General features: G+C 69.7%; 17 protein-coding genes. 9 read left to right on the forward strand and 8 right to left on the reverse strand.

What is annotated here, in order from left to right; translation table 11 throughout:
- The first annotated feature begins 161 nt into the window (after positions 1 to 161).
- Together GA0116996_RS18885 and GA0116996_RS18890 are read left to right on the forward strand one after the other, a co-directional pair.
- Positions 162 to 1,322, forward strand: coding sequence for a porin (locus GA0116996_RS18885; RefSeq protein WP_092314703.1), 1,161 nt, complete (start codon positions 162 to 164; stop codon positions 1,320 to 1,322).
- A 58-nt stretch (positions 1,323 to 1,380) separates the two neighbouring features.
- On the forward strand, positions 1,381 to 2,337 hold the full coding sequence (locus tag GA0116996_RS18890) for a DUF1177 domain-containing protein (RefSeq protein ID WP_092314705.1): 957 nt from the start codon (positions 1,381 to 1,383) through the stop codon (positions 2,335 to 2,337).
- Between the two features lie 10 nt (positions 2,338 to 2,347).
- On the opposite strand, the gene GA0116996_RS18895 is transcribed toward GA0116996_RS18890, so the two are convergent.
- Positions 2,348 to 3,328 carry a DedA family protein/thiosulfate sulfurtransferase GlpE gene (locus tag GA0116996_RS18895; protein ID WP_092315104.1) on the reverse strand — a complete coding sequence of 327 codons (981 nt, stop codon included), beginning with the start codon at positions 3,326 to 3,328 and terminating at the stop codon, positions 2,348 to 2,350.
- 391 nt (positions 3,329 to 3,719) lie between these two features.
- On the opposite strand from GA0116996_RS18895, the gene kdgD reads away from it, so the two are divergent.
- Both kdgD and GA0116996_RS18905 read left to right on the forward strand, forming a co-directional pair.
- A complete protein-coding gene (gene kdgD, locus GA0116996_RS18900) occupies positions 3,720 to 4,634 on the forward strand; it encodes a 5-dehydro-4-deoxyglucarate dehydratase (protein WP_092314707.1) in 915 nt (304 codons plus the stop codon).
- A 114-nt stretch (positions 4,635 to 4,748) separates the two neighbouring features.
- Entirely contained in the window at positions 4,749 to 6,275 is a 1,527-nt protein-coding gene (locus tag GA0116996_RS18905) for an aldehyde dehydrogenase (NADP(+)) (protein ID WP_092314709.1), read from the forward strand.
- A 197-nt stretch (positions 6,276 to 6,472) separates the two neighbouring features.
- On the opposite strand, the gene GA0116996_RS18910 is transcribed toward GA0116996_RS18905, so the two are convergent.
- The 3 genes from GA0116996_RS18910 to gudD all read right to left on the reverse strand — a co-directional run bounded on the left by GA0116996_RS18910 (position 6,473) and on the right by gudD (position 10,036).
- Positions 6,473 to 7,468 (reverse strand): Bug family tripartite tricarboxylate transporter substrate binding protein, encoded by a 996-nt coding sequence (locus GA0116996_RS18910; protein ID WP_092314711.1) that lies wholly within the window; start codon positions 7,466 to 7,468, stop codon positions 6,473 to 6,475.
- A 99-nt stretch (positions 7,469 to 7,567) separates the two neighbouring features.
- Positions 7,568 to 8,590, reverse strand: coding sequence for a Bug family tripartite tricarboxylate transporter substrate binding protein (locus GA0116996_RS18915; protein WP_092314713.1), 1,023 nt, complete (start codon positions 8,588 to 8,590; stop codon positions 7,568 to 7,570).
- A 90-nt stretch (positions 8,591 to 8,680) separates the two neighbouring features.
- Positions 8,681 to 10,036 (reverse strand): glucarate dehydratase, encoded by a 1,356-nt coding sequence (gene gudD, locus GA0116996_RS18920; protein WP_092314715.1) that lies wholly within the window; start codon positions 10,034 to 10,036, stop codon positions 8,681 to 8,683.
- Positions 10,037 to 10,207: 171 nt separating this feature from the next.
- Here gudD and GA0116996_RS18925 point away from each other — a divergent pair, with 171 nt between their 5' ends.
- Positions 10,208 to 10,978, forward strand: a complete 771-nt coding sequence (locus tag GA0116996_RS18925; protein ID WP_092314717.1) for a FadR/GntR family transcriptional regulator — start codon at positions 10,208 to 10,210, stop codon at positions 10,976 to 10,978.
- A gap of 76 nt (positions 10,979 to 11,054) precedes the next feature.
- Here GA0116996_RS18925 and GA0116996_RS18930 read toward each other — a convergent pair whose 3' ends face one another.
- On the reverse strand, positions 11,055 to 11,684 hold the full coding sequence (locus GA0116996_RS18930) for a response regulator transcription factor (RefSeq protein ID WP_026164172.1): 630 nt from the start codon (positions 11,682 to 11,684) through the stop codon (positions 11,055 to 11,057).
- 293 nt (positions 11,685 to 11,977) lie between these two features.
- On the opposite strand from GA0116996_RS18930, the gene fusA reads away from it, so the two are divergent.
- From fusA to GA0116996_RS18950, 4 genes are all read left to right on the forward strand, one after another.
- The gene (fusA, locus tag GA0116996_RS18935; protein ID WP_092314719.1) at positions 11,978 to 14,086 is read left to right on the forward strand and encodes an elongation factor G; all 2,109 of its coding nucleotides are present in this window, start codon (positions 11,978 to 11,980) and stop codon (positions 14,084 to 14,086) included.
- Positions 14,087 to 14,650: 564 nt separating this feature from the next.
- Complete coding sequence (locus tag GA0116996_RS18940) at positions 14,651 to 15,784, forward strand: porin (protein ID WP_092314721.1); 1,134 nt, start codon at positions 14,651 to 14,653, stop codon at positions 15,782 to 15,784.
- 192 nt (positions 15,785 to 15,976) lie between these two features.
- Complete coding sequence (locus tag GA0116996_RS18945) at positions 15,977 to 16,402, forward strand: PRC-barrel domain-containing protein (protein WP_062804057.1); 426 nt, start codon at positions 15,977 to 15,979, stop codon at positions 16,400 to 16,402.
- A gap of 163 nt (positions 16,403 to 16,565) precedes the next feature.
- Positions 16,566 to 20,969 carry a response regulator gene (locus tag GA0116996_RS18950; RefSeq protein ID WP_092314723.1) on the forward strand — a complete coding sequence of 1,468 codons (4,404 nt, stop codon included), beginning with the start codon at positions 16,566 to 16,568 and terminating at the stop codon, positions 20,967 to 20,969.
- Between the two features lie 49 nt (positions 20,970 to 21,018).
- Here GA0116996_RS18950 and GA0116996_RS18955 read toward each other — a convergent pair whose 3' ends face one another.
- Genes GA0116996_RS18955 through GA0116996_RS18965 form a run of 3 tightly spaced genes read right to left on the reverse strand, consistent with a single transcriptional unit; the run spans position 21,019 to position 23,296 of the window.
- Complete coding sequence (locus tag GA0116996_RS18955; protein WP_092314725.1) at positions 21,019 to 21,363, reverse strand: DUF3325 domain-containing protein; 345 nt, start codon at positions 21,361 to 21,363, stop codon at positions 21,019 to 21,021.
- Positions 21,360 to 23,000 carry a PepSY-associated TM helix domain-containing protein gene (locus GA0116996_RS18960; RefSeq protein ID WP_092314727.1) on the reverse strand — a complete coding sequence of 547 codons (1,641 nt, stop codon included), beginning with the start codon at positions 22,998 to 23,000 and terminating at the stop codon, positions 21,360 to 21,362. Before GA0116996_RS18960 ends, GA0116996_RS18955 begins: the two co-directional genes overlap by 4 nt.
- Positions 23,000 to 23,296 carry a DUF3649 domain-containing protein gene (locus tag GA0116996_RS18965; protein ID WP_243419712.1) on the reverse strand — a complete coding sequence of 99 codons (297 nt, stop codon included), beginning with the start codon at positions 23,294 to 23,296 and terminating at the stop codon, positions 23,000 to 23,002. Before GA0116996_RS18965 ends, GA0116996_RS18960 begins: the two co-directional genes overlap by 1 nt.
- Positions 23,297 to 23,583: the final 287 nt, after the last annotated feature.

Here is a 23,583-nt window from a genome sequence, read left to right on the forward strand (position 1 = left end):
CCGCAAGCGGGAGAGGGGAGCAAAACAGCGACACGGGCGCTCGATCAGCAGCTAGCCATCCCGGGCCGGTCAAGGCCACGACAAACAAACAAAACCTCGCCCGCGAGCCGCCCTGCGCCGCCCGCGCGGCCCCTTTTTTGCCCTTGGGAGGAGAAAACACAATGAGCCCAACCCTTCGCCACGCCGTGCGCCTGGTCTTGCCGATGATGCTGGCCCTGCCCCCCGCCGCCATGGCGCAATCCGGCGTCACGCTGTACGGCGTCATCGACACCGCGCTGACCTACCAGACCCATTCCAACCCCGCCGGCGATGCGCAGGTCGGCCTGCAGCAGGGTGGTGAAGGCTTCCTGTCCGGCAGCCGCTTCGGCCTGAAGGGCGTCGAGGACCTAGGCGGCGGCGTGAAGGCCGGCTTTGTGCTGGAGAACGGGCTGCTGGCCGATACCGGCCGGCTCGACCAGCAGGGCCAGCTGTTCGGGCGCCAGGCGTACGTGAAGATCGGCAACCAGTGGGGCGAGCTGGCGCTGGGCCGGCAGTACACCACCGCCAACACCATGCTGTATTACGTCGATCCGCTCGGCGTGGGCGCGGCCCCGTCGAATGCGTGGATGGTCTACCTGACCGGCCAGCGCTACGACAACGCCGTCAGCTATACCGGCAATTTCGGCCCGGTGTCGGTGATCGCCGAATACGCGCTGGGCGAGACCGCGGGCAACACCCGCGCGATGTCATCGATGTCGTTCGGGGTCAAGTACGCGGCCGGGCCGGTCACCGCCGTCGGCGACTTCCAGCAGACCCGCGACAGCCAGAGCCGCAACGCCAACATCTACCTGGCCGGCCTGAAGGCCGCGGTTGGCCGCGCCAGCCTGTTCGCCAACTACATCCACAGCGACCGCGACGCGGGCTTCGACGCGTCGAAGGGCGGCACCGATACGGCCACCATCACCAGCATGTCGACCGCGGCCACGCCGACCAACCGGGCGGCGATCAGCTCGGTGTTCGGCGGCAGCCGCCACGACGACTTCTTCACGCTGGGGGCAAGCTACGCCGTGACCGGCAACGTCACCCTGACCGGCAGCGTGATGCACAACCGCACCCGGGCCGACAACTTCAGCGGCAACCGCACCACCGCGTACGCGGTCGCCGGCTACGCCTTCAGCAAGCGCACCGACGCCTACCTGGCGCTGGCCTATGACCGCGTCCACGGCGACTGGTCGGGCCTGTTCGGCAACAACACCACCAGCTGGACCGGCGGCAGCGGCACGCCGCTGGACGGGCGCGACACCCAGACCACGGTGATGGTCGGCCTGCGCCACCAGTTCTGATCGATTTGTAGAACGCTTTGCCCGCGCCGCGCGGGCAGGGCAAACTTTGGAGAAAGCCATGGCCCTGCAGCAGACGCTGGTCATTCACGAAGCCCTGGACAGCCCGCACGCCAACGGCGCGGTCGTCAGCGAACTGTTCGCGCCGTACGCCGAGGCCGGCGTGTCGGTGCAAGTCACCACGGTCAACAACGCGCCGCCCGAGAACACGGCCAATACCACCGACTTCATCACCATCGTGATCCGGGGCAGCGCCGGCAAGCGCGGCGGCGGCAAGGCGCCGACGCTGGGCGTGATCGGCCGCAACGGCGCCATCGGCGCGCGTCCGGAACTGGTGGGGCTGGTGTCCGATGCCGATGGCCCGATCGGCTGCCTCGCGGTGGCGCTCAAGCTGGCGCAGATGAAGGCGCGCGGCGACCACGTGCCGGGCGACGTGATCGTGACCACGCACCTGTCGACCAATGTCTCGATGGTGCCGCACGACCCGGTGCCGTTCATGGGCATGCCGGTGTCGTCCGACACCATGAACGATTACCAGGTGCTGCCCGAAATGGATGCGATCCTGTCGATCGATGCGTCCAAGGGCAACAGCATCGTCAAGCACCGTGGCTTTGCGATCTCGCCGACGGCGATGCAAGGCTATATCCTGCGCGTGGCACCGGATCTGGTGGCAACCATGGAATCGACCACCGGCTGCCCGGCGGTGACCTTCCCGATCTCGCTGCAGGACATCACGCCGTACCACAACGGCCTGTACCACTTCAACAGCATCATGCAGCCGCACGTGGCCACGCAGGCGCCGGTGGTGGGCGTGGCGGTGACGGCGCAATCGGTGGTGTCGGGCAGCGCGACCTCGGCCAACCATGAGGTCGACATCGCCGAGGCAGCGCGCTTCTGCGTCGAAGTGTCCAAGCGCTTTGGCGCCGGCAAGTGCCAGTTCTTCAACGCCGCCGAGTGGGAGAAGATGCGCGCGATCTACCCTGACCTGTCGGTGTTCCAGACCGCGGGCAAGCGCTGAAGCTTGCGGCTCAGCCTGCCCTCGCCTGGCCCGGCCCGGGATGGGTGACGGCGGGCGGCACGGTTTCGCCGTGCCGCCGCTTCCATTCGTCGAAGCCGCCGGCCAGCGCCCAGGTCCTGGGATAGCCGGCCACGCGCAAGCGTTCGGCCAGCAGCGCCGCCGACATCTCGTTCGGACAGGCGCAATACACCACGATGTCCGCCTCGGCGGGCGCCACGCCGAGCGCGTCGAGGCTGTCGAGCGCGCCCTGCATGTCGAGCACCATCGAGCCGGGGATGCGCTCCATCGGCACGTCGCCGTGGGCGCGCACATCGATCACGACCGGCAGCGCGCCAGCCAGCCGGCGCGATTCGAGCTCATCCACGCTCATGCGCGGCACGCGTTTCGTAATACGCAGCAGCCGCAGGCGGCGCCACGAACGCCATGCCAGGAACACCAGGAAGGCCCCCACCACCGCCGCCAGCGCCATATGGCCGTAGGTGCTGAAGCCCTCCAGAATGGCATCGATAAAGTCGCTGAACACCACGCCGATCAGCAGGCCGCTGCCGGCCCACACCAGCGCGCCGAGCGCGTCGTAGAACAGGAATACCGGCAGCGGCGTGCCGGTCATGCCGGCCATCGCGGTCGACAGCGCGCCGGCGCCCGGCAGCAGCTTGGCGACCACCAGCGAGCGCGGCCCCACGCGCAGGTACAGCGATTGGGTCTGGCGGATGCAGGAATCGGGCGAGATCGAAACCTTGCAGATGGTGCGCAGCATCGGCTGGCCCAGCCGGCGCCCGGCGAAGTACCAGCCGGTGTCGGCAATCAGGCAAGCCACGATGACCGCCGCCAGCACCGCGCCGATCGACGGTCCGGTCTCCTGCACGCCCAGCGCGCCGGCGACGAACAGCATCGGATAGGCTGGCACCGGCAGGCCGGCCTGCTCGACCAGTACGTTCAGGAACACCAGCAACAGCCCGTGGTTTTCCAGCAAGGCCTGTAACTCTCCCACCGCGCTCTCCCCTTTTTGTTCAGGACGCCAGTGTGCCAGCCGGCGCAGGCCCGTGGCGCGGCAGCTTTGCATGGTCGATTCAAATTCGCTGAGTGGACCACTCAGCACTCGACTTACGTTGTCCGACAACATGTCGCTGTGCGCTTGCGCACAGGGTGCAGTTGGGGCCCGGCAGAGCCCCGCAATGTGATGCAGTCCACCCTCATCCGCAATTCGTGGCGCGCCCGAGGACGCTACACGGCCCAACTCCCGGTTAACCCGCGGTACGCCCGCACCCTATTGCCTTCGCCCATTCGTTGTCGTACGATGACTGATAACTCGACTGGCCTGCCGCGCAGCAAGTCAGCCGCCTCTGCCACCCGGGCCATCGGCCCGCCCTGGAATTGCCGCAATGCTCGCACCCAACGAACTCAAGCAAATCGTCTCCGAAGGCCTGCTGTCCTTCCCCATCACCGACTTCGACGCCCAGGGCGACTTCGCGCCGAAGTCCTACGCCGCCCGCCTCGAGTGGCTGGCCCCCTACGGCGCCACCGCCTTGTTCGCGGCCGGCGGCACGGGCGAATTCTTCTCGCTGACGCCGCAGGACTACTCGGCCGTAGTCGACACCGCGGTGCGCACCTGCGCCGGCAAGGTGCCGATCCTGGCCGGTGCCGGCGGCCCGACCCGCACCGCCATCGCCTACGCGCAGGAAGCCCAGCGCCTTGGCGCCGCCGGCGTGCTGCTGCTGCCGCACTACCTGACCGAAGCCAGCCAGGACGGCATTGCCGCCCACGTGGAAGAAGTCTGCAAGGCGGTCGATATCGGCGTGATCGTCTACAACCGCGCCAATTCCAGGCTCAACGCCGACCAGCTGGCCGGCCTGGCCGCGCGCTGCCCCAACCTGATCGGCTTCAAGGACGGCGTGGGCGACATCGAGGCCATGGTCAGCATCCGCCGCAAGCTGGGCGACCGCTTCTCCTACCTGGGCGGCCTGCCCACCGCCGAGGTTTATGCCGCCGCCTACAAGGCGCTGGGCGTGCCGGTGTATTCGTCGGCGGTGTTCAACTTCATCCCGAAGACGGCGATGGACTTCTACCGCGCCATCGCCGCGGACGACCACGACACCGTGGGCCGCCTGATCGACGACTTCTTCCTGCCCTACCTCGCCATCCGCAACCGCAAGGCCGGCTATGCGGTCAGCATCGTCAAGGCGGGCGCGCGCCTGGTGGGCCGCGACGGCGGTCCGGTGCGCGCGCCGCTGACCGACCTGACCGGCGAGGAAATGGAGATGCTGGGCGCGCTGATCAACAAGCTCGGTCCGCAGTAACCAGCACGCGGATGGCGAGCGCGCCGTCCCATGCCTTGCATTCCGACCAGCCGGCCGCGGGGCGCATGCCCTCCGGCCGGTTTCCCCGTTCCAAACGCTGACAAGGATCCTTCCATGCAAATCACCGGCGACATGCTGATCGGCGCGCAAGCCGTGCGCGGCACCGAAGCGACGCTGCAGGCGATCAACCCCACCACGGGCGCCGCCATCGGCCCTGACTTCCACGGCGGCGGCGAAGCCGAGGTCGAGCGCGCCTGCGCGCTGGCCGAAGCCGCCTTCGACACTTACCGCAATACCACGCCCGAACAGCGCGCGGCCTTCCTCGAGGCCATCGCCGCGGGCATCGAGGCGCTCGGCGACACGCTGGTCGAACGCGCCCACCTGGAGAGCGCGCTGCCGATCGCGCGCCTGCAGGGCGAGCGCGGCCGCACCGCCGGCCAGCTGCGCCTGTTCGCCACCGTGCTGCGCGAAGGCCGCTGGCAGCAGGCCACCTTCGACCCCGCGCTGCCCGAGCGCACCCCGCCGCGCCCGGACCTGCGCATGCAGCGCATCGCCATCGGCCCGGTTGCGGTGTTCGGCGCCAGCAACTTCCCGCTGGCCTTCTCCGTAGCGGGCGGCGACACCGCCGCAGCGCTGGCGGCGGGCTGCCCGGTCGTGGTCAAGGCGCACCCGGCGCACCTGGGCACCTCCGAGCTGGTCGGGCGCGTGATCCAGCAGGCGGTGCGCGACGCCGGCCTGCCCGAAGGCGTGTTCTCGCTGCTGGTGGGCGCGGGCAATGCCATCGGCACGGCGCTGGTGTCGCATCCGGCGATCCAGGCGGTGGGCTTCACCGGCTCGCGCGCCGGCGGCATGGCGCTGATGCGCGCCGCCAACGCGCGCCCGCAACCGATCCCGGTGTACGCCGAGATGAGCAGCATCAACCCGGTGTTCCTGCTGCCCGCCGCGCTCGACGCGCGCGGCGAGGAGATCGGCCGCCAGCTGGTCGAATCGCTGGTGCTCGGGGTCGGCCAGTTCTGCACCAACCCCGGACTGGTGATCGGCATCGAAGGTCCCGCCCTCGACAAGTTCCGCGCGGCGGCGCTCGGCGCGCTGCAAGGCAAGCCGGCGGCGACGATGCTGACCCCCGGCATCCATGCCGCGTATCAGCAGGGTGTGGCCCAGCTGGCATCGCTCGACGGCTTGCAGCGCATCGGCAACGGCGTGGACGCCAGCGGCGCAAACCAGGCCCGCCCGGAAATGTTCGAAACCACTGCCGCGCAGTTCCTGGCGGACCACCGCATGCAGGCCGAGGTGTTCGGCCCGTCGACAGTGCTGGTGGTGTGCCGCGATATGGAAGAGATGCTGACCGTGGCACGCCAGCTCGAAGGCCAGCTGACAGCAACGATGCAGCTCGACGACGCCGACCACGCGGCCGCGCAGCGCCTGCTGCCGGTGCTGGAACGCAAGGCCGGGCGCGTGCTGTGCAACGGCTATCCCACCGGCGTCGAGGTGGCGTACGCGATGGTGCATGGCGGGCCGTTCCCGGCGACTTCGGATGCGCGTACGACTTCGGTGGGTGCGACGGCGATCGATCGCTTCCTGCGCCCGGTCTGCTACCAGAACCTGCCGCAGGGACTGCTGCCGGCGGCGCTGCGGAAGTAACGAGAGACGATGCGATGCGGCCCCGCCTGGTGCGGGGCTTTTTGCTTTCTGGAAACGCCCAAGGGCTTCTCCGATTTCCGGCTGCGTACTCCCTCTCCCGCAAGCGGGAGAAGGGAGAAAACCATCGCCGCTTCCAGCCCCCCAAAAGAAAACGGCCCGCACTGACCATGCGGGCCGTTCCATCACCACCATCCTCGTCAAGCTTCCAGCTTGATCCCCGCCTGCTTCACCACCCCCGCCCAGCGCGATTGCTCGGCGACGAAGAACTTGCCGGTTTCTCCCGGCGTCATCGTCACCACTTCGGCGCCCTGCGCCACCAGCTGGGCGCGCAGATCCGGCGCGCGGATGATGCGGATCAGCTCGGCGCTGATGCGTGCCACCATCGCGTCGGGCATGCTGGCCGGGGCCATCACGCCCTGCCAGGTGCCCGACTCGAAGTTCGGCACGCCTTGCTCGGCGATGGTCGGCACGTTCTGCAGCAGCGGCATGCGCGTGCGCTTGGATTGCGCGATCAGCTTGAGCTTGCCCGACTGCACATGAGGCAGCGTGGCGAGCATGCCGTTCATCAGCACCTGGGCGCTGCCGCCGACGGTATCGGCGATAGCCTGCGAGCCGCCCTTGTACGGCACGTATTGCCACTTGGCACCGGTGGCCTGCTCCACCGCCACGCCGGCCAGGTGCGGTGCGCTGCCGATGGCGGTCACGGCGAAGTTGAGCTGGCTGCGCTGCGACAGCGCCACCAGTTCCTTCACGCTGCTCACCTGCACCGACGGATGCACCACCAGCAGGTGCGGCGAATACGCCAGCATCGACACCGGCTTCAGGTCCTTGGCGATGTTGAAGGTCAGCTTGGTGTAGACCGACGGGCTGATGGCCAGCGCGCCGATATCGCACAGCAGCAGCGTGTGGTTGTCGGTGGCCTGCGCGACCAGCGCCGCGCCGACGTTGCCGTTGGCGCCGGGGCGGTTGTCGACCACCACCGACTGGCCCAGCGCCTCGCCCAGCTGCTTGCTGATCAGGCGCGCGATGATGTCGGACGAGCCGCCGGCGGTGTACGGCACCACCAGGCGGATCGGGCGATTGGGCCAGTCCGCGCCGTGCGCGGATGGCGACAGGCCGGCGAGCGGCCCCGCGGCAAGGCCGGCGGCCAGTGCGGAGGATTGCTTGAGGAAGTTGCGGCGTCCGTAGGTCATACTGTGGTCTCCAGTCGAGGGCGCGCGCCGGCGCGGCACGATGCACGTGCGGGGCCGGCGCGGTCGGGTGCTTTGGTATTGGGTGTTATGCGACGGCGATCAGTCCAGCGAGATCTTGCCCTTCTCGATCACGGTCTTCCAGCGCTGCAACTCCTGCGCCTCGAACTGGTTGAACTGCTCCGGGGTGTTGGCCACCACCTCGAAGCCGCTCTCGGACAGCTTCTGGCGCATCTTCGGATCGTTCAGCGACGACACCAGCGCGCCGTGCAGGCGGCTCTTGATCTCTGGCGGCAGGCCGCGCGGCGCGGCCACGCCCTGCCACGAGTAGACCTCGACATCCTTGATGCCGGCCTCGGCCATGGTGGGCACATTGGGCAGCACCGGCGAGCGCTTGTCGGAAGTCACGGCCATCGCCTTGAGCTTGCCGGTGCGGATATGCTGCAGCACCGCGTTGACGTTCTGGAACGACACGTCCACCTGTCCGGCCAGCAGGTCGGAAATGGCCGGGCCGCCGCCCTTGTAGGGCACGTGCAGGCCGTCGGTGGCGCTCTTCTGCCAGAACAGCGCCGCGGTCAGGTGGTCGGACGAGCCGGCGCCGGACGAGGCAAAGCTGACCTTGCCCGGGTTCTTCTTCATGTACGCCACCAGTTCCGCCAGCGTGTTGGCCGGGAACTGCGGGTTGGCCACCAGCACGTTGGGCGCGCGCACCGCCACGGTCAGCAGGTCGAAGTCCTTGGCCGGGTCATAGGCCAGGTTCTTCTGCAAGAACGGATTGACCGCATAGACGCCGATCGACGCCACCATCATGGTGTAGCCGTCGGCCGGCGCGCGCTTGACGTAGGTGGCACCGATGGCGCCGGTCGCGCCGGGGCGGTTGTCGATCACGAACGGCTGGCCCAGCTTCTCGTTGAGCGGCACCGTCAGCATGCGCGCGATGGCGTCGCTGGAGCCGCCCGGCGGGAACGGCACCACCACCGATACCGGACGTTGCGGCCAGTCCTGCGCCGCGGCGCCGGCCGGGGCGCTGAAGGTCAGTGCCGCGACCGCGGCGACCGAGCCGAGCGCGCAGGCGCGCAGCCAGTGAGGCAGGCGCGGCGCGCCCTGGCGTTGAAAGTTGTACATGGTTGTCTCCTGCAGTGTTTTGATGAGAGAGGCCTGCCGCGCCGAGATGGATGACGGGCAATGGCCGTTGGCGTCGTCGCCGGTGCCGCGTCAGCGCACCATGCACGGCGCCTTGTTGTTGAACTTCCAGCCGGGGATCAGGAACTGCATCGCCGCGGCATCGTCACGCGCGCCCAGGCCCTTGCGCTGGTACAGCTCGTGCGCGCGCGCCAGGGCATCCAGGTCGAGCTCGACGCCCAGCCCCGGGGTCTTGGGCACCTGCACCAGCCCGCCTTCGATCTTCAGCGGGTTGCGGGTCAGGTGTTCGCCGTCCTGCCAGATCCAGTGCGTGTCGATCGCGGTGACCCGGCCCGGCGCGGCCGCCGCCACGTGCGTGAACATCGCCAGCGAGATATCGAAGTGGTTGTTCGAGTGCGAGCCCCAGGTCAAACCCCATTCGGCACACATCTGTGCCACACGCACCGAGCCCTGCATGGTCCAGAAGTGCGGGTCGGCCAGCGGGATGTCGACCGACTGCAGCCGCACCGCGTGCCCCATCTGGCGCCAGTCGGTGGCGATCATGTTGGTGGCGGTGGGCAGGCCGGTGGCGGTGCGGAATTCGGCCATGATCTCGCGGCCCGAGTAGCCGTCTTCGGCGCCGCACGGATCTTCGGCATAGGCCAGCACGCCGCGCTTGTCGCGGCACAGGCGCACGGCTTCCGCCAGCGACCACGCGCCGTTGGGGTCCAGCGTGATACGCGCCTTCGGGAAGCGCTCGGCCAGCGCCAGGATCGCTTCCATCTCTTCGTCGCCGCGCAGCACGCCGCCCTTGAGCTTGAAATCGTTGAAGCCGTAGCGCTCATACGCCGCTTCGGCCAGGCGCACCACGGCCTCGGGCGTCATCGCCACCTCATTGCGCACGCGGAACCACGCGTTGTCCGCGTCGGGCTCGGTGCGGTAGTCGAGCGTGGTGCGCTGGCGCTCGCCGATATAGAACAGGTAGCCCAGCATCTCCACCGCGTCGCGCTGCTGGCCTTCGCCCAGCAGCGCGGCCACCGGCACCTCCAGGTGCTGGCCGAGCAGGTCGAGCAGCGCCGCCTCCAGCGCCGTGACGGCGTGGATGGTGATGCGCAGGTCGAAGGTCTGCAGCCCGCGGCCGCCGGCGTCGCGGCTGGCAAAGGCCGCGCGCACGCGGTTCAGCAGCGCCTGGTACTGGCCGATGGGCTGGCCCACCAGCAGCGGGCGCGCGTCTTCCAGCGTCTGGCGGATGCCTTCGCCGCCCGGCACTTCGCCCACGCCGGTATGGCCGGCGCTGTCGCGAAGGATCACGATATTGCGCGTGAAGTACGGGCCATGGGCGCCGGACAGGTTCATCAGCATGCTGTCATGCCCGGCGACGGGCACCACGGTCAGTTCGGTCACGACCGGGGTGTGGGCGGACGCCATGGGGGTGGCGGTAGGGCTCATCTCAGGACTGTCTCCGGCATTGCCGCGGGCGGACGATCCTCCACCCGGGCGACTGTGTTGCGTATGTTATCTGTCATCGTATGACTGATAACCCAGTATAATGAGGCAATCTCGGGCCGGTCAAGTCCGGGAAAGCCCGCCCGTATGCCTTAGCCAGCGACCAGCCGCACCATGCCGAACGCCCAGCCTCTCGTCCCGACTCCGGGCTCCTCCAGCCCCGCTCCGTTGCGCCGCCGCGGCCGCACGCTTGCCGAGGAAGTCGTACAAGCCCTTGGCGAGGAAATCCGCCAGGGCCAGCTCAAGCCCGGCGACAAGCTGCCCACCGAATCCGAGATCATGGCGACCATGGGCGTGAGCCGCACCGTGGTACGCGAAGCGCTGTCGCGGCTGCAGGCCAGCGGCCTGGTGGAGACGCGCCACGGCATCGGCACCTTCGTGCTGGAACGCGCGCCCGAGGCGCCATCGCCGTTCCGGATCGGCCCGGACGCGCTGGGAACGGCCATGGATGTGATGGCGATGCTGGAATTCCGCGTCAGCGTTGAAGCGGAAGCGGCCGGCCTGGCGGCCGCGCGCCGCACCGATGCGCAACTGGCGGCGATGCGCCAGGCGCTGGACGAGCTCAAGCACGGCGCCGGCGCCGGCAATGACGCGGTGGAAAGCGACTTCGCCTTTCACCTGGCCATTGCGCGCGCCACCGGCAACCGCTATTTCACCGACATCATGGGCCACCTGGGCACCATGGTGATTCCCCGCAGCCGTCTGCAGGTCAGCACCCCCGAGCGTGTGCAGTACCTGGAACGCGTCAGCATCGAGCACGAGAACATCTACGACGCCATCGAGCGCCGCGACCCCGATGCCGCCAAGGCCGCCATGCGCATGCACCTGACCAACAGCCGCGAGCGGCTGCGCAAGGCGTCCGGTTCGGCCAGCCCGCAAGGCTGAGGCGGGACGCGCATGATGGCGGCATGCGCCGGCAAGTCATACGATGTCTAATGAATAGTGACGCCGGCGCCGGACTTTAAGGTGTCAGCCGGCAACGGCGTGCGAAGTCGACCAGTTCGACCAGCGACGACACTTGCAGCTTGTTCATGATGCGGGCCTTGTAGCTGCTGACGGTCTTGTTGCTGATAAAGAGGCTCTCGCTGATGGCCTTGTACGACATGCCGCGCGCCAGCATCTGCAGCACCACCAGTTCCTTGTCGGACAGCCGCCGCAGCATCTCGTCGTCTGCCGACATCGACTGGCGCGGCGCGCCGCCGCGGCCCAGCACCGGAAACACGGTATAGCCGGCCAGCACCGCCTCGACCGCGCGCAGGATTTCCTTGATGTCCTGGGTCTTGCTGACGAAGCCCTGCGCGCCCGCCTGCCAGGAGCGGCTGACGAACACGGCCGGGTCCAGCGCCGTCACCACCAGGATGCGCACCTGCGGATGGATCGCGCGCAGGCGCGGCGCCACGTCGAGCCCGCTCGAGCGCGGGATGTCGAGGTCCAGCAGCACCAGGTCCGGCATGCGCGCGCGCACCATTTCGATCGCGCATTGGCCGTTGTCCGCCTCGATCACCTCGTCGACGCCGAGCAGCTGCGACAGATGGTGCCGGAGCACCAGCCGCATCGCCGGATGGTCGTCAACGATCAGGATGGTTGTCATGCGCGGGTCCGAGGTTTCAGGCAGGCATCGGGCCCGGGCAGCATCCCGGCAGGAACGGGAAAGCAGGAACAGCGCACGCCGGGACGCGATGCCACGCCAGTATAGGGAGCGGCAAGCGCGCACAGGATGGGAGGAATCCGCATCGGTTGCAGCGAAAATCCTAGGGCGGCCTCAGACGCCCGGGGCTTCCCGCGGGGCCGTCCCCGGGCGCGTGTCCCTGCCCACGGCAGGGGCAACGGCGAGCGGCCAGTGGTGCTACTCTATTCGGGCGTGTTTCATCCATGGAGAACACTGTGCCCCGCAAGACCCCCATCGAGCGCTACCGCAATATCGGCATCAGCGCGCATATCGACGCCGGCAAGACCACCACGACCGAGCGCATCCTGTTCTACACGGGCGTCAACCACAAACTGGGCGAAGTGCACGACGGCGCGGCCACCATGGACTGGATGGAACAGGAGCAGGAGCGCGGCATCACCATCACCTCGGCCGCCACCACCGCCTTCTGGAAAGGCATGGCCGGCAATTACCCCGAGCACCGCATCAACATCATCGATACGCCCGGACACGTAGACTTCACCATCGAGGTCGAGCGTTCCATGCGCGTGCTGGACGGCGCCTGCATGGTCTACGACGCCGTCGGCGGCGTGCAGCCGCAATCCGAGACCGTCTGGCGCCAGGCCAACAAGTACGCGGTGCCGCGCATCGCGTTCGTCAACAAGATGGACCGCGTCGGCGCCGACTTTTTCCGCGTGCAGACGCAGATCGCCGACCGCCTGCGCGGCCGCGCCGTGCCGATCCAGATTCCGCTGGGCGCCGAGGACCACTTCCAGGGCGTGGTCGACCTGGTCAAGATGAAGGCCATCGTCTGGGACGAGGCCAGCCAGGGCGTGCGCTTCGAGTACCAGGAGATTCCCGCCGACCTGCTCGCCACCGCGCAGGAATGGCGCGACAAGATGATCGAGGCCGCCGCCGAGGCCGACGAGGCGCTGCTGAACCAGTACCTCTCGGGCGAGCCGCTGAGCGAGGACCAGATCAAGCAGGGCCTGCGCAAGCGCACCATCGCCAACGAGATCGTGCCGATGCTGTGCGGCAGCGCCTTCAAGAACAAGGGCGTGCAGAGCATGCTGGACGCGGTGATCGACTACCTGCCGTCGCCCGCCGACGTGCCGGCCATCCTGGGCCACACCGAGGATGATCGCGAGGCCGAGCGCCACCCCAGCGACGACGAACCCTTCGCCGCGCTGGCCTTCAAGATCATGACCGACCCCTTTGTCGGCCAGCTGATCTTCTTCCGCGTGTATTCCGGCGTGGTCAACTCCGGCGACAGCGTCTACAACCCGCTCAAGGGCAAGCGCGAGCGCCTGGGCCGCATCCTGCAGATGCACGCCAACGTGCGCCACGAGATCAAGGAAGTGCGCGCCGGCGACATCGCCGCGGCGGTGGGCCTGAAGGAGGCCACCACCGGCGACACGCTGTGCGACCCCGACAAGGTCATCATCCTGGAGCGCATGAGCTTCCCCGAGCCGGTGATCTCGCAGGCGGTGGAGCCGAAGACCAAGGCCGACCAGGAGAAGATGGGCATCGCGCTGAACCGGCTGGCGCAGGAAGACCCGTCGTTCCGCGTAACCACGGACGAGGAGTCGGGGCAGACCATCATCTCCGGCATGGGCGAGTTGCACCTGGAAATCCTGGTCGACCGGATGCGGCGCGAATTCGGCGTCGAGGCCTCGGTCGGCAAGCCGCAGGTGGCGTACCGCGAGACCATCCGCCAGCCGGCGCGCGACGTCGAGGGCAAGTTCATCAAGCAGTCGGGCGGGCGCGGCCAGTACGGCCACGTGGTGCTGAACCTGGAGCCGATGCCGCATGGCGGCGGCTACGAGTTCGTCGACGCGATCAAGGGCGGCGTGGTGCCGCGCGAGTTTATCCCGGCGGTGGACAAGGGCATCCGCGAGACCATGCAGTCAGGCGTGCTGGCCGGCTACCCGGTGGTCGACATCAAGGCCACGCTGGTGTTCGGCTCTTACCATGACGTGGACTCGAATGAAAACGCGTTCCGCATGGCCGGCTCGATGGCGTTCAAGGAAGGCATGCGCCGCGCCCGGCCCACGCTGCTCGAGCCGATGATGGCGGTCGAGGTGGAGACGCCGGAGGAATTCACCGGCAACGTGATGGGCGACCTGTCCTCGCGCCGCGGCATGGTGCACGGCATGGAAGACATCGCCGGCGGCGGTGGCAAGATCGTGCGCGCCGAAGTGCCGCTGGCGACCATGTTCGGCTACTCCACCACGCTGCGCTCGCTGACGCAGGGGCGTGCGACCTTCACCATGGAGTTCAAGCACTACGCCGAGGCGCCGGCCAATGTGGCGGAAGCGGTGATCTCGGCGAAACGGGCGGGCTGACGAACCTTGCCGCGGCGGACTTCGTCGACGCGCCCACCCTCTCCCCTGCCCTCTCCCGCTAGCGGGAGAGGGAGCACACCGGCGGCATAGCCCGCACCTTGTTATCAGCGACCAGTGCATACGGCTGGCCGCTCGATATCTCGTGTCTTCACTGCGCTGGAAGGCGCACTTTTCGAGCGTATCAAGCCACTACAGGTAAACTACGCCCTGTTCGCCGCGCCGGGTACGACCGGCATGTGCCTTCCAAGCCTGATCGGCCGCTGCCGAAAAGCGCTTGCCGAAGCGGGCGCCGGCGAACCCGCTCACTGGCCTTCGGGCCCGCTCCCGTGGCACCGGCAACCGGTGCTGCGCAAGGCTTGCCCGGCAACACTGCCGGCATTCGCCGACCCTCCAGGCATCGCCGCCCGCTTCGACCCTCGCCCGGGCCGCGCGCTTCCGTTGCGCATGGCCCGATGACGACCCGCGTGCCCCCGCGCGGGACTGGAACCCGCAGGCCATCGGCCTGACGGATCCGCTGCGGCACGCCCGCGCGCCGGCCGGATCCGACCTCCCGGAGGACCCTCCATGCAGAAGACAGCCAGCCACTGGCTGCTGGCGGCCGGGCTGTTGCCCGTCGCTGCCCTCACCGCCGCGCTCACCGCCGCGCTCACGGCCGCGCCTGCCCACGCCGAACCCGGCATCACCGTCTACGGCATCGTCAGCACGGCCGTGCGCTATACCTCGAACCTGGACGGCCATCACCACGACCAGGCGGCGCTGGTTTCCGGCGGCATGGTCGGCAGCCGCTTCGGCCTGAAGGGCGAGGAAGACCTGGGCGGCGGCCAGCGCGCCATCTTCCAGCTCGAGGCCGGCATCGGCAGCGACGACGGCCGCGCCAGCTACCAGGCGCTGTTCGGGCGCCAGGCCTATGCCGGCCTGGCCGGCGACTGGGGCAGCCTGACCTTCGGCCGCCAGTACAACGCGCTGAACAATATCGGCTGGGCCTTCAATCCGCTGGACCAGGGCTGGGGCAACTTCTGGTCCGATCCGATCTACCTCGGCGGCGACATCTTCTTCCAGGACTACCGCATCGACCACAGCGTGGTCTACAAGAAGAGCGCCGGGCCGCTGACGCTGCAACTGGACTACGGCGCCGGCGGGCAAGCCGGCAGCGTGGCGCGCGGCGCCACGCTGGGCGGCGGGCTGATGCTGCAGCAGGGTGCGCTGGCGCTGGGCGCGGCCTATGACCAGCGCCGCAGCGCCGACGGCGGCAGCACGGTACGCAACTACGCCGTGGGCGGCTCATACGCATCCGGCAAGGCCACCTTCTACGTGGGCCACATGGGCCGGCGCGAATCGGCGCGGGATCCGGCCGCGGGCGGCGCGCGCTTCAACATCGCCTTCGCCGGGCTGGGCTACCAGCTCACGCCCGCGCTGCATCTGTCCGGCGCCTATTACCGCTACTGGCAGCGGGGCAACGTGACCACGCAGTTCCTGCGAGTGCCGGTGGCACTGGGCAGCGGCAATGCCGACAGCGTCGCGGTGGTGGCCGACTACGCCCTGTCGCGGCGCACCAGCCTGTACCTGGAAGCCGACGTGGTGCGCGCGCGCGACGGCGCGGTCGGCCGCGAGACCGAGTACTGGGCCGGCACGCCCGCCACCGACGTGGCGCGCAGCACGCGCGTGGGCGTGATGCTTGGCATGCGGCACCACTTCTGAAGCGGCCGCCGAATGCCCGCGCGGCGCCCGTGAGGATGCGTTGTTTTTGCAAGCCACGCGAAAGAATTACCTCCGCAGGGGCGCCCGCGGGCGCTGCCGCGCGGCGATCCCCGTCGAAACCACGCCAAAGCGGCGCAGGCATGGTCATTGCGCACGCCAAGCATTCCACCGTCTCGCGACAAGGAGCAAAACATGCAAACCCAACCTCCCAGCAGTCAAGGCGCAGCCATCGTCGGTTCCGGCGTGGGCGAAGGCCCGGGCCCGGAAGTGATGGCGGCTTCCAGCCTGGATGGCACCAAGGCCTATTCGTCCGACGGCGAGCATGTCGGCAAGATCTCCGAGATCATGCTGGACGTACCGCACGGCCGCATTGCCTATGCGGTGCTGACCACCGGCGGCTTCCTCGGCATGGGCGACACGCTGCACGCCATCCCATGGAACGCACTGGTCATGGATACCGACGAAAAGTGCTTCCGGATCGCCGTGACGGCTGACCGGATCAAGTCCGCCCCGGGCTTCAACAAGGACAGCTGGCCGAGCATGGCCGACCCGCAGTGGGGCAAGTCGCTGCACGAATACTACGGGCGCGACCCGTACTGGGTCTCTCCGCCGCTGTAATCCGTCTGCAGCACGCTGCGGGCAAGGGCCGCGAGGGCGCCGGAACGGGCGCTTCGCGGCCTGCTTGCATTGCGCGGCAAGGCTAGGCACAGTCTGCCAAGACGCGGGCCGGGCACCGAACCGGCGTGCCCCCTGAGAAGACCAAAAGGACACCGCCGCCAGCATGACGCCCTTGCCCTCTCCGCCGCCACTGGGTGAATCCGCCGCCGCCGGCAGCAGCGCAGCGGCCACGCCGCCCGCCGACATGCCCGGCTTTCTCGCCGGCGGCGGCGAAATGGGCGCGCTGATGCGCGCCTTCGACTGGGACGCCACTGCGCTCGGACCGCCGCAGGCGTGGCCACACAGCCTCAAGACGGCGATCCGCATCATGCTGACTTCGCGCCAGCCGATCTGGATCGGCTGGGGCGAGGCCCTGCATTTTTTCTACAACGACGCCTACAAATCGATCATCGGCGGCAAGCACCCCGGCGCGCTCGGCCAGCCCACCTCGGTGGTCTGGCGCGAGATCTGGCCCGAGATCAGCCCGCTGCTGGCCACCGCGATGACCGGCAGCGAAGGCACCTTCGTCGAGCAGAAGCTGCTGATCATGGAGCGCAACGGCTACCCGGAGGAGACCTACTACACCTTCTCCTACAGCCCGGTGCCGGATGATCAAGGCGGCACCGGCGGCATCATCTGCGCCAACAGCGACGATACCGAACGCGTGCTGGCCGAGCGCCAGCTGAACGTGCTGCGCGACGTGGCGGCCTCGGCCAGCGAGGCGCGCGCGTGGCGCGACGCGTGCGCGCGCGCCATCGCGGCGCTGTCGTCGGACCCGCGCGACATCGTGTTCGCGCTGCTGTACATCGCCGAGCCCGGCGCGCGCACGCTGCAGCGCGCCGGCGCCATCGGCATCGACGCCGACCATCCCGGTGCCCCCGCCCAGATCGCGCTGGACGCGCAGTGGCCATGGCCCGTGGCGGAAGTGCTGGCGCAGCAGCAGCCCGGCCTGGTCAGCGGCCTGGCTGCGCGCTTCGCCGTGCCGCTGCCGGGCGGCGCGTGGGGCGTGCCGCCGTCGTGCGCGGCCGTGATCGAGGTTGCGCCATCGGGCAGCGCGTCGCATCGCGGCGTGCTGGTGGTGGGCCTGAACCCGTTCCGCCTGTTCGACGAACGCTACCGCAGCTTCCTGACGCTGGCGGCGGGACAGATCGGCGCCGCCATGCACTCGGCGCTGGCCTATGAGGCAGAGCGCAAGCGTGCCGAGGCGCTGGCCGAGATCGACCGTGCCAAGACCGCGTTTTTCTCCAACATCAGCCATGAGTTCCGCACGCCGCTGACGCTGATGCTGGGCCCGCTGGAAGAGCTGTTGCGCCGCGCGGGTGCGGGCGAAGACCGCGCCATGCTGGAGATGACGCATCGCAACGGGCTGCGCCTGCTCAAGCTGGTCAATGCGCTGCTGGACTTCTCACGGATCGAGTCCGGTCGCGTCGCGATGCGCCGCCAGCCCACCGACGTGGCCGCCCTGACGGCGGACCTGGCCGCGCTGTTCCGCGCCAGCGTGGAAGCGGCCGGCATCACGCTGCAGGTCGACTGCCCGCCGCTTTGCCCGCCACTGGCGCGCGCCGTGGCGGTGGACCGCGACATGTGGGAGACCATCGTGCTGAACCTGGTCTCCAACGCGTTCAAGTTCACCTTCGCCGGCACCATCACCGTGGCCGTGGCCGCGCAGGGCGACGACACCGTGGCGTTCACTGTGCGCGACACCGGCATCGGCATCCCGGCGGCGGAACTGCCACGCATCTTCGAGCGCTTCCATCGCGTGGAAGGCGCCCAGGGCCGCACCATCGAAGGCAGCGGCATCGGCCTGGCGCTGGTGCAGGAGCTGGTGCGGCTGCACGGCGGCACGATCGACGTGCAGAGCGTGCCAGGCGAGGGCACCTGCTTCACCGTGCGCTTGCCCGCCGGTGCCGCGGCGGCCGGCGACGCAGTCACCGACGCGGCAACCCACGCTGACGACGCGCCCCCGTGCAGCAGCGCGCAGGCCCGCGCCTATGTCGAAACCGCGCTGCGCTGGCCGCAGGCGCAGATGCCGCCGCCGGCGACGGCGCTGGCAGCGCAAGACGCTGGCATGCCACCCGCGCACGCCGCGGCCGGCGATGCGGCCGACGGCGGCGCCCTGGTGCTGGTGGTGGACGACAACGACGACCTGCGCGACTACATGCGCCGCCTGCTGGGCGCTGCCGGCCATCGCGTCGCCGTGGCCGCCGACGGCGAGGCGGCGCTGGCGCTGGCGCGCACGCACGCGCCGGCACTGGTGGTCTCGGACGTGATGATGCCGCGCCTGGACGGCTTTGGCCTGGTGCGCGCGCTGCGCGCCGATGCCGCGCTGAGCGACACGCCGGTGCTGCTGCTGTCCGCCCGCGCCGGCGAGGAGGCGCGCGTGAGCGGCCTGGGCAGCGGCGCCGACGATTACCTGGTCAAGCCCTTTTCCGCGCGCGAGCTGCTGGCACGCGTGGCCAGCAACCTGCGCCTGTCGGCACTGCGCCGGGCCACCGAGCGCCGCCTGCAGGAACTCAACGCCACGCTCGAGCGCCGCGTCGCGCAGGCCGTGGCCGACCATGACCGGCTGTGGGAGCTGAGCGAAGACCTGCTTATCGTCGCGCGCTTCGATGGCTGCCTGCAGCGGGTCAGCCCGGCGTGGACCCGCACGCTCGGCCACGCGCCGCAGCAGGTGCTGGGACGCGCGTATTTGTCGTTCATCTACCCCGACGACCTGGCCGGCGCGAGCGCGCAGCTGGAAGCACTGCGCCACGAAGGCGTGCCGGTGCGCTTCGAATGCCGCCAGCAGCGCGCCGACGGCGCGCTGCGCTGGCTGGCCTGGACGCTGTCGGTCGATCCGGCCAACGGCCATATCCACGGCGTGGGCCGCGACGTCACCGGCGACCGCGAAGCGCAGGCCGCGCTGCGCCATGCGGATGCGGCCCTGCGCACCGCGCAGAAGATGGAGGCGATCGGCAACCTGACCGGCGGCGTCGCCCATGACTTCAACAACCTGCTGCAGGTGATCGGCGGCAACCTGCAGTTGCTGGCGCGCGACCTGGCCGGCGACGACCGCGCCGAGCCGCGCCTGCGCAACGCGCTGGCCGGCGTCGCGCGCGGCGCCAAGCTGGCGTCGCAGCTGCTGGCCTTCGGGCGGCGCCAGCCGCTGGCGCCCCGCGTGGTCAACCTGGGCCGGCTGGTGCGCACGCTGGACGACATGCTGCGGCGGGCGCTGGGCGATGGCATCGAGATTGAAACGGTGGTGGCGCCCGACCAGGGCAATACACTGGTCGACCCCTTCCAGGTCGAGAATGCGCTGCTGAACCTGGCCATCAACGCCCGCGACGCCATGCACGGGCACGGGCGCCTCACCATCGCCGCGCGCAACGCCCTGCCTGGCGAAGCCACCGACGACGCGGCGGCCGCGTCGACGCAGTACGTGCTGCTGTCCGTCACCGACACCGGCGTGGGCATGCCGCCCGAGGTGCAGGAGCGCGTGTTCGAGCCCTTCTTCACGACCAAGCCCGAGGGCCAGGGCACCGGGCTGGGCCTGAGCATGGTGTATGGCTTTATCCGCCAGTCCGACGGCCACGTGAAGATCTGCAGCGAGCCCGGGCGCGGCACCACGGTCACGCTGTTCCTGCCGCGCGTGCGCCAGGACGAAGACCCGGACATCGAACTGGACGCGGGCCCCGTGCGCGGCGGCAGCGAGACCGTGCTGGTGGTGGAAGACGACGAGGACGTGCGCGCCACGGTGGTCGAGATGCTGGCCAGTCTGGGTTATCACGTCCTGCGCGCGCGCGATGCGCACAGCGCGCTGGCCATCGTCGAGCGCGGCGTGCCGGTAGACCTGCTGTTCAGCGACGTGGTGATGCCCGGCCCGCTGCGCAGCACGGAACTGGCGCGCAGGCTGCGCGAACGGCTGCCGGACGTGGGCGTGCTGTTCACCTCGGGCTACGCCGACAGCGCCATCGTGCATGGCGGGCGGCTCGATGCCGGCATCGAACTGCTCAGCAAGCCCTATACCCACGAGGCGCTGGCGCGCAAGGTGCGCCACGTGCTGGCCAACCGCGGCCAGCGCGCCGCCATGACCGCGCACGCAACCCCAGCCGGCCACGCGCCAGAAGCCGCGCCGCTGCGCGTGCTGTGCGTCGACGACGACGCGCTGGTACGCGCCGGCACCGCGGAAGTGCTGCGCGCCTATGGCCTGCACGCGCTGGAAGCGGACAGCGATACCGAGGCAATGGCCGTGCTGGCCGTCAACACGGTCGACGTGCTGGTGACAGACGTGGCGCTGGCCGGGGCTTCCGGCGTGGACCTGGCGCTGGCGGCATGCGCGCACTATCCGCGGCTGGGCGTAGTCTTCGCCACCGGCTACGCGCTGGACCTGACCCCGGCACAGCGCGCCGGGCTTGGCGCGGTGGCAGTGCTGCGCAAGCCGTATCCGCCGCAGCGGCTGCTCGAGGTGCTGCGCGATGTCGTCGGCGATGCCGGGGGCGATGTCCCACAGCAGTCCGAAGCGCGGGGCCGGCCGCAACCGGCGAGCTGAGCGCGCGGCGGCGCACCTTGCCGCCCCAGCCGCTCAGCCGCTCAGCCGCTCAGCCGGCAAGCATCCAGCCGGCGCCGGCCAGCCCGATAAGCGCCACGCCGGGCAGCCAGCGCTGCACCGCACGCGGCGCGTAAGACAAGCCCAGCGCCACGGCGATGGCACTGGCCGTCAGCGTGCCCAGCCACGACACCGTGCCCAGCGGCCCGCCCTGCGCGGCGATATGCAGCCCCCACGCCAGCGCCAGCGCCAGCGCGCCGGCCAGGCGCAAACGCGCCACCGCGCCGCGCGACGGCATGCTGCCGCGCCCATGGATATCGGCATGGTGACGTTCGAGCGACAGCGCCAGCGCGGCAAAGCCGGCCAGCGACAGCGCAAATGCAGCCAGCGCGTTCATGCGGCCTCCTGCGTGCCGGCGGCAACGTTGCGGGGGCGCGGTGCCAGGCGCGCGCCGGCGGCCTGGCGGCGGCCCGTCATCCATGCGGCGGCGCCCAGCCCCAGGCCCAGCGCGAGCGAGACCAGGTCGAAGCCCGCCACGGCGGCCGGCCCGCGTCCCTGCAGCAGGGTCACGCCCAGATGCGACGCGGTGGTCAGCGCATTGAGCAGCGGGATGGCGCCGAACAGCGCCGCCCCCGCCCACAGCTGCGCGCGCCACATGCCGCGCGTGGGCCGGCACAGCGCCAGCAGCGCACACGCGGCCCAGGCCATGAAGAACCAGCGGATCTCGGCCTCGGGCCGCTGCGCCATTGCCACCGGCAACAGCCGGTTGGCCCAGAAGTAGCTGGCAAAGGCCACCGGCAGGCCTGCGATCGCCCCGAGGTTGAGCGCCTCGACCAGGCGCAGCCCGAATCCCGGCCGTCCGCGCGCAGCGATCGCCTTGGCCTGCTGCTGGCGCGTGCGCACCGCCCACAGGATGGCGCCGGTGGCCACCATGGCGGTGCCGGCCAGCCCGCACAGGAAGAACAGCGCGCGCAGGCCGGGGGACGCAAAGCTGGCGATATGCAGGCCGGTCATGACGCTGCGCGTCAGTTCGGCGCCGGATTTGTTGTCGGCATACGCGCCCAGCAGGGCGCCGCTGGCACCCGCGAATTCCAGCGCGAGCGGATCGTGCGACAGCGTATCGGGCTCGGCGCGCGAGAGGGTCACGCTCGCGTTGGCATCGCCCGGCAGGTTCACCACGATGCGGCGCACCTGCCCGCCCTGCCACGCGCGCCCGGCCTGCGCCATCATGTCCGGCACGCTCGCGAGCGGCGCGGCCGTGCCCGCGGCCTTGGGCGGCAGCGGGCGCAGCCTGGTCTGCGCCTGGAACGCGCGCTGGTCGCCGCCGTATGCCGCCTCGACGCCCCACGGCATGTACATGAACAGCAGCGTGACCAGCCCGGTGTAGGTGATCATCAGGTGGAACGGCAGCGGCAGCACCGCCAGCGCGTTGTGCGCATCGAGCCAGGAACGCTGGCCCTTGCCGCGCCGGAATGTAAAGAAATCGGCAAAGATGCGGCGATGGGTGATCACGCCGCTGACGATCGCCACCAGCATGAACATGGCGCAGAAGCCCGCGATCCAGCGCGCCCACTTGGCCGGCATGTAATGCAGGTCGAAGTGCAGGCGGTAGAGGAATTCGCCGCCGCGGGTCTCGCGCGCGGCCTGCAGTGGCGCACCGGTGGCCGGGTCGAGCAGGCGCGTGTCGAAGCGGCGCGGCTTGCCGTCGGCATCGCGCGGCGCCTGCCCCGGCTTGTAGGTCCACAGCACATTGACCGCGTCGCGGCGCGCATCCGGCAGCGTGATGATCCAGCGCGAGGCATCGGGCGCCTCGCGCTCGAGATAGCGTAGCGCTTGCCGTGCCATCTGCGCGGCCGGTACCTGCGCGGCATCAGCCGGCGCAGTGCGATGCAGCTCCGGCCGCATCCACAACGAAATCTCTTCCTTGTAGTAACTGGCGGTGCCGCCGCAGAACATCAGGAACAACACCCAGCACACCAGCAGGCCGCTCCAGGTGTGGAGCCACGCCATCGACTGCCTGAATCCCGCGCGCATCACGCCCCCCGCCCGAGCACCAGCATGGCAGACAGCAGCGCGGCCGGCAGCGCCAGGCCCGCCCACGCGCGCCAGGCGCTACGCACCGCAAACACCCAGACCGCCGCGCCGGCATAGATGGCGAACGACAGCAGCGTCGCCGTGGTCACGGCATCGTGCCGCGCCATCGGCAGATAGAGCGCCAGCACCGCGGTGGCCAGCGCGGCCAGCGCATAGCCGCCGGCAATCGCCGCCAGCGCACGCGCGCCCACGCCCGCGCGATAGCGCCACCCGCCCGCCTGCAGCGCCTTGCTCACGCCGGCACCCGCAGCACCGCGCGCGCGGCGGCATTACCAGCGCGATCGGCGTGGTTGAGAGAACAAGGATGGCAGGCGGGAACGAGGGCGGCGGGCATGGCGCGAGGCGGGCAGGGAACGACCACAAATGATAACAATTCGCATTTCCAACCTCAAGGCAATCCCGGGCCGGCCACCAGAAAGCGCGGCGATCCTTTTATCAATTTTTTTGAACAAGACTGACAATGCATGTCGACCGATAGCATCACGGCCTTCGCTATAGTTCTGCACATGGCAGCGCGACACAA

The organism is Cupriavidus alkaliphilus, assembly GCF_900094595.1.
GTDB lineage: Bacteria > Pseudomonadota > Gammaproteobacteria > Burkholderiales > Burkholderiaceae > Cupriavidus > Cupriavidus alkaliphilus.

Bases quoted from the DNA above. Each gene is read 5' to 3' on its own strand.
- GA0116996_RS18885 (WP_092314703.1), top strand. From the start codon at position 162: ATGAGCCCAACCCTTCGCCACGCCGTGCGCCTGGTCTTGCCGATGATG.
- GA0116996_RS18890 (WP_092314705.1), top strand. From the start codon at position 1,381: ATGGCCCTGCAGCAGACGCTGGTCATTCACGAAGCCCTGGACAGCCCG.
- kdgD (WP_092314707.1), top strand. From the start codon at position 3,720: ATGCTCGCACCCAACGAACTCAAGCAAATCGTCTCCGAAGGCCTGCTG.
- GA0116996_RS18905 (WP_092314709.1), top strand. From the start codon at position 4,749: ATGCAAATCACCGGCGACATGCTGATCGGCGCGCAAGCCGTGCGCGGC.
- GA0116996_RS18910 (WP_092314711.1), bottom strand. From the start codon at position 7,468: ATGACCTACGGACGCCGCAACTTCCTCAAGCAATCCTCCGCACTGGCC.
- GA0116996_RS18915 (WP_092314713.1), bottom strand. From the start codon at position 8,590: ATGTACAACTTTCAACGCCAGGGCGCGCCGCGCCTGCCTCACTGGCTG.
- gudD (WP_092314715.1), bottom strand. From the start codon at position 10,036: ATGAGCCCTACCGCCACCCCCATGGCGTCCGCCCACACCCCGGTCGTG.
- GA0116996_RS18925 (WP_092314717.1), top strand. From the start codon at position 10,208: ATGCCGAACGCCCAGCCTCTCGTCCCGACTCCGGGCTCCTCCAGCCCC.
- GA0116996_RS18930 (WP_026164172.1), bottom strand. From the start codon at position 11,684: ATGACAACCATCCTGATCGTTGACGACCATCCGGCGATGCGGCTGGTG.
- GA0116996_RS18940 (WP_092314721.1), top strand. From the start codon at position 14,651: ATGCAGAAGACAGCCAGCCACTGGCTGCTGGCGGCCGGGCTGTTGCCC.
- GA0116996_RS18945 (WP_062804057.1), top strand. From the start codon at position 15,977: ATGCAAACCCAACCTCCCAGCAGTCAAGGCGCAGCCATCGTCGGTTCC.
- GA0116996_RS18950 (WP_092314723.1), top strand. From the start codon at position 16,566: ATGACGCCCTTGCCCTCTCCGCCGCCACTGGGTGAATCCGCCGCCGCC.
- GA0116996_RS18955 (WP_092314725.1), bottom strand. From the start codon at position 21,363: ATGAACGCGCTGGCTGCATTTGCGCTGTCGCTGGCCGGCTTTGCCGCG.
- GA0116996_RS18960 (WP_092314727.1), bottom strand. From the start codon at position 23,000: ATGCGCGCGGGATTCAGGCAGTCGATGGCGTGGCTCCACACCTGGAGC.